Here is an 11,789-nt window from a genome sequence, read left to right as displayed (position 1 = left end):
ACGCGCCCGCTACGACGCAGACGCTCAGCGCACGTTCGGCAGCACGTGCTCGGCGTACATCTTCATGAAGCCCTCGTAGTGTGGCCCGGTGTTGGCCACGTAGAGCTCGTCGTAGCCGGCCTGCTTGTACGTCTCGATCTGCTTCAGGTGCGCCTCGGGATCGTTGCCGCAGACGAAGAACTTCTTCATCATCTCCGGCTGGACGAGCTGGCTGGCCTGTTCGAAGTGGCGCGGGGACGGCAGCACCTGGGAGAGCTCGCCGGGGAGCCCGGCGTTGGGCCAGCGCTCGTACGCGATCCGCATGCCCTCGTCCTCGCTGTCGGCGAAGGCGGCCTTGAACCCGGCCTGGCACGGCTTCTCGCCGCCGCCGACCCCCCGGAACCGCCGCACCAGCTCGGCGTCGGGCATGGTGCCGATGTAGCCGTCGCCGATCCGGGCGGCGAGGTTGACCGATCGGGGACCGAAGCCGGAGACGTAGATCGGCGGGGGCTTGTCGGGCAGCGTGTAGATCCGGGCGTTCTCCAGGGTGTAGTGCTCGCCGTCGTGGTGAACGAACTCGCCTTTCCAGAGTTCCCGGATGAGTTCGACGGCCTCCTTGAGCATGTCGAGCCGGACGCTGGCCGACGGCCACGCGTCGCCGTAGATGTGCTCGTTGAGCGCCTCGCCGGTGCCGACGCCGAGCACGAAACGCCCCTCGTGCAGGACGGCGGCGGTCGCGGCGGCCTGCGCGATGATCGCCGGGTGGATGCGCATGGTCGGACAGGTCACCGAGGTGGTCACCGGCAGCCGGCAGACCTGGCTCAGCGCGCCGATCATCGACCAGACGAAGGGGCTCTGCCCCTGCGCGTCGTTCCACGGGTGGAAGTGATCGGAGATCCACAAACCCTGGAACCCGGCCCGCTCGGCGGCCCGCGCCTGTGCCAGCAGCTCCGCCGGGCCGAACTCCTCGCTGGACAGCATGTAGCCGATGCGCATCCGATACCCCCGGTGCCGTCGTGTCGCGGATGGGCGGGCAATACCCGATTGTCGCGGCGGCATGCGTGGGTGGACCCGAACGGGTGTCAGCGCCCGCCCTTGCCGAACATCGACCGGAGGGCCGCGACGAGCAGCAGGATCCCGAGCACCCCGCCGAGCAGTTTCACGGCCGGGATGTCGTGCCAACTCACGTCCTGGGCCGCGAGAACCATCTGTCGCATCCCGGCACTGTCGCACGCCCGGCCGGCCGCCGACAGCCCCGCGCGCGGCCTCAGGCTGTCTCGATCTCCAGGAGATCGGCGTAGTGCGGGTTGCGCTCGATGTAGCCGGCGATGAACGGGCACCGTGGGATCACCCGCTCGCCGCGCTCACGCACCTGTTCGAGCGCGCCCTGCGCCAGGTTCGTGCCGATGCCCTGCCCCTGCCGGGCCGCGTCGACCTCGGTGTGCAGGAAGATCACCGTGTCCTGCCGCAGCTCGTAGGAGGCGAAGCCGGCCAGGCTGCCGTCGACCAGGATCTCGAACCGCCGTCGCGCGGGATTGTCTTCGACCAGGACACTCACCGGCCCGACCCCCCTTCCACCGCAGCTCCAGCCTACGGGGCCGCACCCGCGCGCGTGCCAGGAAAGGCGCTGGCAGCCACCCCGTACCCTCGGTGGGGTGTCCATGAGCTCTCGCCCCTCGCCCGCCCCTGTCCGTCGGGTCGCGGCGCTCGCCGCCGGCCTCGCCCTCGCCGCCGCCGTCCTCGCCGGCTGCAGCTCCGAGGGCGCCTCCACCGACTGCGGGCTGGACGCCTGCACCGTCACCTTCAACCGTGGCGTCGAGGCGAGCGCCAACATCCTCGGCGTGGAGGCGAAGCTCGTCGGCGCCGACGGCGACCGGGTGACCGTCGAGGTCGCGGGGGAGCAGTTGGCGCTGACCGTCGGCCAGCAGGCGACCGAGGTGGGCGGCCTGGCGGTGACGCTGGAGAGCGTGACCGCCGACAAGGTGGCGATCCGGGTCGCCCGGAACTGAACGTCACCCGGCGCCGGATCCGGCGCCGCGGCGTTTGAAAATCATCCGGGTCGGTGAATGCACCGGCCATGTCGTTGAGTCTTGATGCACACGCCGGCGCCTCCCGGATGGCGCGCAGTCGCCCGCTCGAGCTGCTCGCCCGCGGCGGGTTCGTCGGCTACGGGATCGTGCACCTGCTCTTCGCCTGGCTGGCGCTGCAGATCGCCTTCGGCACGCCGGCCGGCGAGGGCGACCAGTCCGGGGCGCTGAAGCTGCTCGCCCAGCAACCACTGGGCCGGTTCCTGGTGGTGGCCGTCGCGGTCGGGTTGGCCGCGATGGCGCTGTGGCAGGCGTTCGAGGCGGCGATCGGGCACCGGGCCGACCGCGGGGCGGAGCGCGTCTTCGAGCGCGTCGCCTCGGCCGGCCGTACCGCCGTCTACCTGTACTTCGCGTGGACGGCGTACCAGGTCCACCGGCACGCCGCCGCCAGCAGCGCCGACAAGCAGCAGGCGCTCAGCGAACGGCTGATGGGCTCGGCGGGCGGCCGGTGGCTGGTGGCGCTGCTCGGGCTGGCGCTGGCCGGTCTCGGGGTCGGGCTGGTGGTCTACGGCGTCATCAAGCGCTTCGAGAAGCACCTGGAGACCGGGCGGATGAGCGCCGGCACCCGGCGGCTGGCGCGGCGACTGGGGGTCGCGGGCTACGCCGCGAAGGGCGTCGCGTACGGCGTCGCCGGCGCGCTCGTGATCGGGGCCGCGGTGACGTACGACCCGGACAAGGCGCGCGGGCTGGACGCGGCGCTGCGCGCGCTGCGGGAGCAGCCGTACGGGGCGAGCCTGCTCACGCTCGTGGCGCTCGGGATCGGGGCGTTCGCGGCGTTCTGCCTCGTGCAGGCCAAGTATCGACAGGTTTAATGCGATTGAATCCGGCCGCATCGGGCAAACTAGCGGTTTTTTGATCGAGCCGCTTGTTCAGGGGGTTGCCCGTGCCGACCGTGCTGACCGTGATCGCCGCCGTGCTCGCCGCGGCGGCGATCGCTCTGCTCCTGGTGGAGGTGGTGCACCGAGTCGTCCGCCGGCTCGGTAGACGCTCGCTCCTCCTCTGCGAGCTGGCCGAACACTCGCACCGGCCGTTCCAGGTCGCAGCCACCGTGTTGGCCGTGCAGTTCGCCGTCCGCCTCAGCACCGGCACGGCGGCCCGCGAGCCGTGGCTGGCCGCGGTGCTCCACGTCCTCGTCCTCGCGGTGATCGCCTCGACGGCCTGGCTGGTGGCGTCGCTGCTGCTGGTCACCGAGGACACCGCGCTGGCCCGCTTCCGCATCGACGTGGCCGACAACCGGCACGCGCGGCGGGTCCACACCCAGGTCGTGATGCTGCGCCGGCTGACCGTCGCGGTGATCGCCGTCCTCGCCATCGGCGTGATGCTGATGACCTTCCCGAGCGTGCGCGGCGTGGGGACCAGCGTGCTCGCCTCCGCCGGTGTGATCGGTGTGGTGGCCGCGCTCGCCGCGCAGAGCGTCCTCGGCAACGTCTTCGCCGGCCTGCAGCTGGCGTTCAGCGACGCGGTCCGGATCGACGACGTGGTGGTCGTCGAGGGGGAGTGGGGCCGAATCGAGGAGCTGACCCTGAGCTACGTCGTGGTGCACATCTGGGACGACCGGCGGCTGATCCTGCCCACCTCGTACTTCACCACCAAGCCGTTCCAGAACTGGACCCGCACCCGCGCGGCCGTGCTCGGCACCGCCGAGTTCGACGTCGACTGGTCGGTGCCCGTCCAGACCATGCGCGAGGAGCTTCGTCGGCTGGTCGAGGGGAACGAGCTGTGGGACGGGCGGGTGTGCGTGCTGCAGGTCACCGACGCGACCGGCGGCATGGTGCGGCTGCGGGCGCTGGTCAGCGCCCCCGACGCGGGAAGCCTGTGGGATCTGCGCTGCGTGGTCCGCGAACACATGGTCCAGTGGCTGCGCGAGCAGCGGCCGACCGCGATGCCACGGGTCCGTGCCGAGTTCGGCGACGCGAACAGCAACCTCGACTGGCAGTGGAAGAACTCGGCGCGCCCCCGGCGGCGCACGGCCGGCGCCGCGGCGGCGCCGGAGGTGCCCGACGACGCGCGGGTCTTCGGCGGCAGCGACGACGGCGACGCGCGCAGCGAGGCGTTCGTCGGCCCGGAGGAGCCGGTCGACGCGCTGCGGTAGCGGCCGTTTCCCGCTCGGCGCGCGCCCGCCTCTGGTACGACGGAACTCTGCCGCCCCCGCCAGGACGATCCCGCCAGGGAGGGTTCCGCGCATGCCGACTGAGGTTCCCGCGGTGGTGGCCCGCGCCAAGAACGCCCCCGCGACGGTCGAGACGATCATCGTGCCGGACCCCGGGCCGGGGGAGGTGCTGGTCGCGGTGCAGGCGTGCGGGGTGTGCCACACCGACCTGCACTACCGCGACGGCGCCATCGGCGACGACTACCCGTACCTGCTGGGACACGAGGCGGCGGGCGTCGTCGAGGCGGTCGGCGACGACGTGCACGACCTTGCCCGCGGCGACTTCGTCATCCTCAACTGGCGGGCGTGGTGCGGGCGGTGCCGCTCGTGTCGCCGCGGCCGTCCCTGGTACTGCTTCGCCACCCACAACGCCCGTCAGCCGATGACCCTGCTCGACGGCACGACGCTCACCCCCGCGCTCGGCATCGGCGCGCTCACCCCGACCACGCTGGTCGCGGCCGGGCAGTGCACCAAGGTGGACCCGCACGCCCCCGCCACCTCGGCCGGGCTGCTCGGCTGCGGCGTGATGGCCGGGATCGGCGCGGCGGTGAACACCGGCGCGGTCGGATACGGCGACTCGGTGGCGGTCTTCGGCTGCGGCGGGGTGGGCGACGCGGCGATCGCCGGGGCGGTGCTCGCCGGGGCCACCACGGTGATCGGCATCGACATCGACGAGCGGAAGCTGCGGTGGGCGCGGCAGTTCGGCGCCACCCACACGATCAACTCACGGGAGCGGGACGCGATCGACGCGGTGCGCGCCCTCACCGACGGGCACGGCGTGAACGTCACGATCGACGCCGTCGGCCGCCCCGAGGTGTTCATGCAGGCGTTCTACGCCCGCGACTACGCCGGCACGCTGGTCCTGGTGGGCGTGCCGACCCCGGCCATGCCGTTGTCGCTGCCTCTTCTCGACGTCTTCAGCCGGGGCGGGGCGATCAAACCCTCCTGGTACGGCGACTGCCTGCCGTCGCGGGACTTCCCGATGCTGATCTCGCTCTACCGGCAGGGACGGCTGCCGCTGGACCTGTTCGTCACGGAGACGATCGGGATCGACGACGTCGAGGGCGCCTTCGGGCGGATGCAGCGCGGCGAGGTGCTGCGCAGCGTCGTCGTGCTCGGGTGATCTTCGCGTTCAGGATTGCACGCCGTGGAATGGGGGCATACACCCCGTGTCTCGGAAAGGAGGACACCATGGCCGACGTCCTGAACCGGCCGCCTGCCCAGCAGTCGACCGCTGAGCTGGTGCAGCACGCCAGCGAACAGATATCGCGGCTGGTCCGCGACGAGCTCACGCTGGCGCGGATGGAACTGGCCGAGAAGGGCAAGCACGCGGGTGTCGGCGCCGGGCTGCTCGGTGGCGGCGGCGTCGTCGCGCTCTTCGGCCTCGGCACGCTGATCGCCGCGGTCGTGCTGCTGCTCGCCCTGGCGATGCCGGCCTGGGTGGCGGCGCTGATCGTCGCGGTCGCCCTCTTCGCCGTCGCCGGGGTGCTCGCGCTGGCCGGCAAGAAGCAGGTGACGCAGGCGGTGCCGCCGATGCCGACCGCGGCGGCCGACGGCGTGCGCGCCGATGTGCAGACGGTCAGTGATGCGGTCAGGGCGCGGCGGCGGACATGAGCAGCGGCAACGGAAGCGGAGACGTGGAGGCGCTGCGCGCCGAGATCCGGCAGACCCGGGCCGAGCTCGGCGAGACCGTGCAGGCGCTGGCCGCGAGGGTCGACGTGAAGGCCCGGATGCGGGAATCCGCGGACCGGACGAAACAGCGGATCCAGGACCAGGCCGCGCACACCGCCGACGTGGTACGGGAGTCGGTGCGGGGCACGGGCGAGAAGGCGCGCCGCAACGCGGTGCCCTGGGCGCTCATCGCCGTGGCCGCGACCGCGGCCACGGTTCTGGTGGTGCTGATGCGAGGGAGGCGCAGGTGAGCAACACGGTCAGCAAGATCGCGTACCGGCCGGTCGGGATCGTGCTGGGCATCGCGGCCGGCGCGCTCGCCGGGGCGCTGTTCAAGCAGGTCTGGAAGATGACGGGCGGCGACGGCGAGGCGCCCGACCCGACCGACGAGCACCGCGGGTGGGGCGAGATCGTCGCCGCCGCGGCGGTGCAGGGGGCGATCTTCGGGGCGGTGCGCGCCGCCGTCGACCGCGCCGGCGCGACCGGCGTACGCCGGCTCACCGGCCAGTGGCCGGACTGACCGCGCCCGCGAACCCGATCCGGAAGGACCATTCCCCGCCTCGACGGCGGCGAATGGTCCTTCCGCGCATGGGTAGCATCCGTGCATGCGCCGACTCGCCGCGCTCGCGGCCGTCCTCGTGACCCTGACCGCGCTCGCCGGCTGCACCCGCGGCGACCGCGGGGATGACCGTGCCGCCACCGGCGACCTGCCCCCGGCGGCCGAGCTGCTCTCCGGCTGCGCCACCGAGCTGCGCTCCGTGGGAACCGCCCGGTTCGAGATCACGACCAGCGGGGCGGGGGAGATGCTCGGCATCGCCGGCGCCAAGGGCGTGATCACCCGGGCCGGCGACGCGGAGGGGACCGCGCAGCTGGCCCAGGGCGGCAACCCCGTGGAGCTGAACTTCGTGGTCAAGGGCGACCAGCTGTACGTCAAGGGGCTCACCGGCGGCTGGCAGAAGCTGCCGCTCGCCGCGGCGGCGAGCGTCTACGACCCGTCCGCGCTGCTCGACCCCGACCGCGGCGTCGCCCACGTGGTCGCGACCGCCCGCGACGGCCGTACCGAGGCGCGCGAGTCGGTGGACGGGGTGGACACCTACCGGATCCGGGCCACCTTCGACACCAAAGCGTTGACCACGCTCGTACCGGGACTGAACGAGCAGATCACCGGCACCCTCTGGGTCGGCGCGGACCGGCGGCTGCTGCACCGCATCGAGCTGCCGGTACGCAACCGCACCGGCACGATCACGGTGAACCTCACCGGCTACGACGAGCCCGTCACCATCAATGCCCCCGTCTGACCCTGCCCGCTGCGACACCCGGGTCGCGGCGCTGGCCGGTGGCGGTGCGGCGCGCCGCGGGTTCGCGATCGGCGCCGGTGGGGTGGCGGTGCTGCTCGCCGCGCTCGACGCGTACGTCGTGGTCACCCTGCTCGTGGAGATCCTGCGCGACCTGCGGGTGCCGCTCAACCGCCTGGAGCGGGCCACCCCGATCGTCACCGGTTACCTGCTCGGCTACATCGCCGGGATGCCGCTGCTGGGCCGCCTCTCCGACCGGTACGGCCGGCGGCCGCTGATCCTGGCCTGCCTCGCCGGCTTCGCCGCGGGCTCCGCGCTCGCCGCGTACGCCGACTCGATGCCGGCGCTGGTCGCGGGCCGGGCCCTGCAGGGGCTCGCCGGCGGCGCGCTGCTGCCGGTGACGATGGCGCTGGTCTCCGATGTGGTCTCGGCCCCCCGCCGGCCGGTGGCGCTCGGCCTGGTCGGCGCGGCCCAGGAGCTGGGCAGCGTGCTCGGGCCGCTCTACGGCGCCGGGCTGGCCGTCCTCGTCGGCTGGCGGGGCGTCTTCTGGATCAATCTGCCGCTCGCCGCGCTCGCCGCCGTCGTGGTTCACCGGTCGGTCCCGCCGGGCCGGCCGCGGGTCGGACCGCCGCCCCGGGTGGACGCGGTCGGCGGGGCGCTGCTGGCGGTGGCGCTCGGACTGCTCGTCGTCGGCCTCTACAACCCGGATCCGCAGCGGGCCGTGCTGCCCCCGTGGGGCCCGGCGACCCTGGCCGCGGGGGTCGTGCTGCTGGCCGGCTTCGCCGTCTGGGAGTCCCGGGCCGCCACCCGGCTGCTCGACCCGGCCGGGGTGCGCGCCCGGCCGTTCCTGGCCGCGCTCGGCGCGAGCGGGCTCGCCGGCGCCGCCCTGATGGTGACGCTGGTCGACGTCCAGCTGCTCGCCCAGACCGTGCTCGGGCGCGACGCGGTCGACGCGGCGCTGCTGCTCACCCGGTTCCTGGTCGCGCTGCCGATCGGCGCGGTCGTCGGCGGGTTCCTCGCCCGCCGCGGCGGGGAACGCGCGGTGACCGTCGCCGGCCTGCTGCTGGCCGCCGCGGCGTACCTGGCGATCGCCGGCTGGCCGGCGGACCTGGCCGCCGCCCGGCACGGGTTCGGTCCCCTCAGCCTGCCGCGGGTGGACACCGATCTGGTGCTGGCCGGCGCGGGGCTCGGACTCGTGGTCGCGCCGCTGTCGGCCGCGGTCCTGCGTGCCACCCCGCCGTCGCAGCACGGCATCGCCTCGGCCGCCGTGGTGGTCGCCCGGATGATGGGGATGCTGGTCGGGGTCGCCGCGCTGACCGCCTGGGGGCTGCACCGCTTCCAGCAGCTGACGGCCGACCTCGCCACCCCGCTGCCGTTCGGGGTCTCCCGCGCCGAGTACCAGCGGCAGCTCGACGGGTACGCCGACGCGGTGCGCGCCGCGCTGCGCACCGAGTACGCGGAGATATTCACCGCGACCGCGGTGCTCTGCGCGCTCGGCGCGCTCGTCGCCCTCGCCCTGGACGGACGGCGCGAGGCGGCCTGAACCGCCCTGCGGGGCACATCACGGGGCGGGTTGTCGGGTAGACTGTTCGAAGTTTTTGCGTACGTGGTTTGCTGGACCCCATCGTCACGCGACGGTGCGGGGTGAGAAGTCTCCTTCCGGGGGCCCTCAGGCGCCGCTGCTCGAAAACGGCCAACCGGCCGCATGGCGTGCTCGGCCGCCAGTTTTATGAAGGAGATACACATGGCGCAGGGAACCGTGAAGTGGTTCAACGCTGACAAGGGCTTCGGCTTCATCACCGTCGACGGCGGGGGCGCGGACGTCTTCGTCCACTTCTCGGCGATCCAGTCGAGCGGCTACCGCTCGCTGGAGGAGAACCAGCGGGTTGAGTTCGAGATCGCCCAGGGCCAGAAGGGCCCGCAGGCTGAGCAGGTTCGCCCGCTCTGATCCCGGGTAGGCCGGCACCGGCCTAACCACCGACCGTCCCACGGTCAGGCGAGCCCCGCGCACCCCTCGGTGCGCGGGGCTCAACGCTGTCCGCCGCCACGCCGCCACGCCGCCACGCCGCCACGCCGCCACGCCGCCACGCCGCCACGCCGCCACGCCGCCACGCCGCCACGCCGCCACGCGCCACGCCGCCACGCGCCACGGGCGGCGGCTCGCGGCCGGGGCGCTACGCCGACGGGGTCCGGCGGCGGGCCCGCAGCGCGAGCCAGAGCACGAGCAGCCCGGCCAGCGACACGAGCGGGCCGATCACCGCCCACGCCGTCCGGCCGCTCATCATGCTGCCGTCGAGGTAACCCAGGCCCTGCACCGTCCAGAGCGCGCCGACCACGACGGCCAGCAACCCGAACGCCAGGGCGAGCCAGCCCCGCATCACCGCCTCCTCCTCTCCGCCGTGCCGGGTGCGGGCTACCAGCGGTGGTGCACCTGGGGACGGATCAGTTCGTCGTAGACGGCCGCGATCGTCGCGGTCGCCTCCGCGGACAACGGCGGCAGATCGGCGGCGGCCACGTTGGCCCGAGCCTGCTCGGGATTGCGCGCGCCCGGGATCACCACGGTCACCGCGGGCTGGTCGACGAGCCACCGGAGCGCGAACTGCGCCATCGTGGCACCGGCGGGCACCAGCGGCAGCAGCCGCCGCACCGCCTCCAGCCCGGTCCGGAAGTCCACACCGGAGAACGTCTCGCCGACGTCGAACGCCTCTCCGTTGCGGTTGTAGCTGCGGTGGTCGTCGGCGGCGAACCGGGTGTTCTCGTCGTACCGGCCGGAGAGCAGCCCGCTGGCGAGCGGAACCCGCGCGATGATGCCGACCCCGGCGGCGCCCGCCGCCGGGAGCACCCGCTCCAGCGGCTTGTGCCGCAGCGCGTTCAGAATGATCTGCACGCTGGCCACGTGCGGCCGGGCGATCGCGGCCAGCGCCTCGTCGACGGTCTCGACGCTGACGCCGTACGCGGCGATCCGCTTCTCCTGCACGAGCGTGTCGAGGGCGTCGAAGACGGCGTCGCTGTGCACCACCGGGGTGGGCGGACAGTGCAGCTGGACCAGGTCGAGGGTCTCGACGCCCAGGTTGGCCCGGGAACGGTCGGTCCAGGCCCGGAAGTTGTCCAGGGTGTAGTTACCGGGCTCCTGCGGCACCCGCCGACCCATCTTCGTCGCGACGGTGAGCCCGGCGCCGGGGCGGTCGCGGAGGAAGCGGCCGATGAGGCGCTCGCTGCGGCCGTCGCCGTACACGTCTGCGGTGTCCAGGAACGTCACGCCGGCGTCGACGGCGGCGGTCAGCGTCGCCAGCGCGTCGTCCTCGCTCACGTCGCCCCAGTCGGCGCCGAGCTGCCAGGCGCCGAGACCGATCACGCCGACGTCGCGGCCCAGGCGGGGAAAGGTGCGGATCTCCACGCGCTGAGCCTAACGCCGGGGTGGCGGGGGGCGCACGGCGGCCGTCGCGCGGCCCCGCGCTGAGGTCCGCGATAACCTCGGGTCCTTCCCGTTCCGCGGGGTCTTCCTCGTCGCCCGCGCGGGCGCCCGTCCCCGACCGTCGCCCGCCGGGCCCGTCTTCTCAGGAGCAGTGGTGACCGACCTGACGTCCTTCATCGCCGGACTGCCCAAGGTGGAGCTGCACGTGCACCACGTCGGCTCGGCCTCGCCGCGCATCGTCGCGGAGCTGGCGGCCCGGCACGAGGGAAGCACGCCGGTCCCCGCCGACCCGGCCGCCCTCGCCGACTACTTCGCGTTCCGGGACTTCGCGCACTTCATCGAGATCTACCTCAGCGTCGTCGACCTCGTCCGCGATCCCGAGGACGTCCGGATCCTCACCTACGAGGTGGCCCGCGAGCTGGCCCGCCAGCAGGTCCGGTACGCGGAGCTGACCCTCACGCCGTACTCGCACGTGAAGCGGGGCATCCCCGCGCCGGCGTTCTGCGAGGCGATCGAGGACGCCCGGATGCGCGCCGAGGCCGAGCTGGGCATCGTGCTGCGCTGGTGCTTCGACATCCCCGGCGAGGCCGGACTGCCGGCCGCCGAGGAGACGCTGCGGATCGCGCTCGACGAGCGCCCCGACGGGCTGATCAGCTTCGGTCTCGGCGGACCGGAGATCGGGGTGCCGAGGCCGCAGTTCAAGCCGTACTTCGACGCGGCGCGGGCGGCCGGGCTGCGCTCGGTGCCGCACGCGGGGGAGACCACGGGCGCGGAGACGATCTGGGACGCGCTACGGGAGCTCGGCGCGGAGCGGATCGGGCACGGCATCTCCTGCGTCAACGACCCGGCGCTGATGGCGCACCTGGCGGAGCGGCGGATCGGCATGGAGGTCTGCCCGACCTCCAACGTGCGCACCCGGGCCGTGGCCACCATCGACGAGCACCCGTTGCGGCAGATGGTCGACGCCGGCCTGCTGGTCACGGTCAACAGCGACGACCCGCCGATGTTCGGCACCACGCTCAACGACGAGTACGCGGTCGCGGCGCGGCTGCTGGACTGCGGGCCGGACGGGCTGGCGGCGCTCGCGCGCAACGCCGTCACCGCCTCGTTCCTCCCCGATCCGGAGAAGTCCCGCCTCACCGCCGAGATCGACGCCTACACCGCCACCAACGCGTAGCCGGGTGGGCGCGCGG

At 73.5% G+C, this 11,789-nt stretch carries 16 protein-coding genes; 11 read left to right on the top strand and 5 right to left on the bottom strand.

The genetic code is table 11. The features are described from left to right. Positions 1–24 precede the first annotated feature (24 nt). The 3 genes from BLW47_RS20960 to BLW47_RS20955 all read right to left on the bottom strand — a co-directional run bounded on the left by BLW47_RS20960 (position 25) and on the right by BLW47_RS20955 (position 1,537). Positions 25–975, bottom strand: a complete 951-nt coding sequence (locus BLW47_RS20960; RefSeq protein ID WP_091560824.1) for a TIGR03557 family F420-dependent LLM class oxidoreductase — start codon at positions 973–975, stop codon at positions 25–27. 86 nt (positions 976–1,061) lie between these two features. Continuing rightward, on the bottom strand, positions 1,062–1,196 hold the full coding sequence (locus tag BLW47_RS25845; RefSeq protein WP_281247296.1) for a hypothetical protein: 135 nt from the start codon (positions 1,194–1,196) through the stop codon (positions 1,062–1,064). Positions 1,197–1,246: 50 nt separating this feature from the next. After that, complete coding sequence (locus BLW47_RS20955; protein WP_091560820.1) at positions 1,247–1,537, bottom strand: GNAT family N-acetyltransferase; 291 nt, start codon at positions 1,535–1,537, stop codon at positions 1,247–1,249. Positions 1,538–1,640: 103 nt separating this feature from the next. Between BLW47_RS20955 and BLW47_RS20950 the strand changes: the two genes are divergently transcribed. The 10 genes from BLW47_RS20950 (at position 1,641) to BLW47_RS20905 (ending at position 9,129) form a co-directional block, all read left to right on the top strand. After that, on the top strand, positions 1,641–1,988 hold the full coding sequence (locus BLW47_RS20950) for a hypothetical protein (protein WP_091560817.1): 348 nt from the start codon (positions 1,641–1,643) through the stop codon (positions 1,986–1,988). Positions 1,989–2,056: 68 nt separating this feature from the next. Beyond that, complete coding sequence (locus BLW47_RS20945; RefSeq protein WP_091560814.1) at positions 2,057–2,878, top strand: DUF1206 domain-containing protein; 822 nt, start codon at positions 2,057–2,059, stop codon at positions 2,876–2,878. A gap of 71 nt (positions 2,879–2,949) precedes the next feature. Continuing rightward, positions 2,950–4,158 carry a mechanosensitive ion channel family protein gene (locus tag BLW47_RS20940; RefSeq protein WP_091560810.1) on the top strand — a complete coding sequence of 403 codons (1,209 nt, stop codon included), beginning with the start codon at positions 2,950–2,952 and terminating at the stop codon, positions 4,156–4,158. A gap of 91 nt (positions 4,159–4,249) precedes the next feature. After that, entirely contained in the window at positions 4,250–5,338 is a 1,089-nt protein-coding gene (locus BLW47_RS20935) for an S-(hydroxymethyl)mycothiol dehydrogenase (protein ID WP_091560805.1), read from the top strand. Between the two features lie 68 nt (positions 5,339–5,406). Then, on the top strand, positions 5,407–5,829 hold the full coding sequence (locus BLW47_RS20930) for a phage holin family protein (RefSeq protein ID WP_091560941.1): 423 nt from the start codon (positions 5,407–5,409) through the stop codon (positions 5,827–5,829). Continuing rightward, positions 5,826–6,137 carry a DUF3618 domain-containing protein gene (locus BLW47_RS20925; protein ID WP_091560802.1) on the top strand — a complete coding sequence of 104 codons (312 nt, stop codon included), beginning with the start codon at positions 5,826–5,828 and terminating at the stop codon, positions 6,135–6,137. The genes BLW47_RS20930 and BLW47_RS20925 overlap by 4 nt, the downstream gene beginning before the upstream one ends. Beyond that, on the top strand, positions 6,134–6,406 hold the full coding sequence (locus tag BLW47_RS20920) for a DUF4235 domain-containing protein (protein ID WP_091560798.1): 273 nt from the start codon (positions 6,134–6,136) through the stop codon (positions 6,404–6,406). Before BLW47_RS20925 ends, BLW47_RS20920 begins: the two co-directional genes overlap by 4 nt. Positions 6,407–6,491: 85 nt before the next feature. Then, complete coding sequence (locus BLW47_RS20915; RefSeq protein WP_091560796.1) at positions 6,492–7,184, top strand: LppX_LprAFG lipoprotein; 693 nt, start codon at positions 6,492–6,494, stop codon at positions 7,182–7,184. Continuing rightward, the gene (locus tag BLW47_RS20910) at positions 7,171–8,724 is read left to right on the top strand and encodes an MFS transporter (protein WP_091560793.1); all 1,554 of its coding nucleotides are present in this window, start codon (positions 7,171–7,173) and stop codon (positions 8,722–8,724) included. The genes BLW47_RS20915 and BLW47_RS20910 overlap by 14 nt, the downstream gene beginning before the upstream one ends. Positions 8,725–8,925: 201 nt before the next feature. Next, the gene (locus BLW47_RS20905) at positions 8,926–9,129 is read left to right on the top strand and encodes a cold-shock protein (protein WP_067306996.1); all 204 of its coding nucleotides are present in this window, start codon (positions 8,926–8,928) and stop codon (positions 9,127–9,129) included. A 226-nt stretch (positions 9,130–9,355) separates the two neighbouring features. Here the strand turns inward: BLW47_RS20905 and BLW47_RS20900 are convergent, their stop codons facing one another. Continuing rightward, a complete protein-coding gene (locus tag BLW47_RS20900) occupies positions 9,356–9,559 on the bottom strand; it encodes a hypothetical protein (RefSeq protein ID WP_091560789.1) in 204 nt (67 codons plus the stop codon). 35 nt (positions 9,560–9,594) lie between these two features. Continuing rightward, positions 9,595–10,578, bottom strand: coding sequence for an aldo/keto reductase (locus BLW47_RS20895; protein ID WP_091560785.1), 984 nt, complete (start codon positions 10,576–10,578; stop codon positions 9,595–9,597). 172 nt (positions 10,579–10,750) lie between these two features. Between BLW47_RS20895 and BLW47_RS20890 the strand changes: the two genes are divergently transcribed. Beyond that, positions 10,751–11,773: an adenosine deaminase gene (locus BLW47_RS20890; RefSeq protein WP_091560938.1), complete on the top strand. Its 1,023-nt coding sequence runs from the start codon at positions 10,751–10,753 to the stop codon at positions 11,771–11,773. The last annotated feature ends 16 nt before the right edge of the window (positions 11,774–11,789 follow it).

This window comes from Micromonospora pattaloongensis, from assembly GCF_900107255.1.
GTDB classification, from domain to species: domain Bacteria; phylum Actinomycetota; class Actinomycetes; order Mycobacteriales; family Micromonosporaceae; genus Micromonospora_I; species Micromonospora_I pattaloongensis.
The sequence above is the reverse complement of the archived record's forward strand: the minus strand, read 5'-3'. Positions and strand labels throughout refer to the sequence as shown.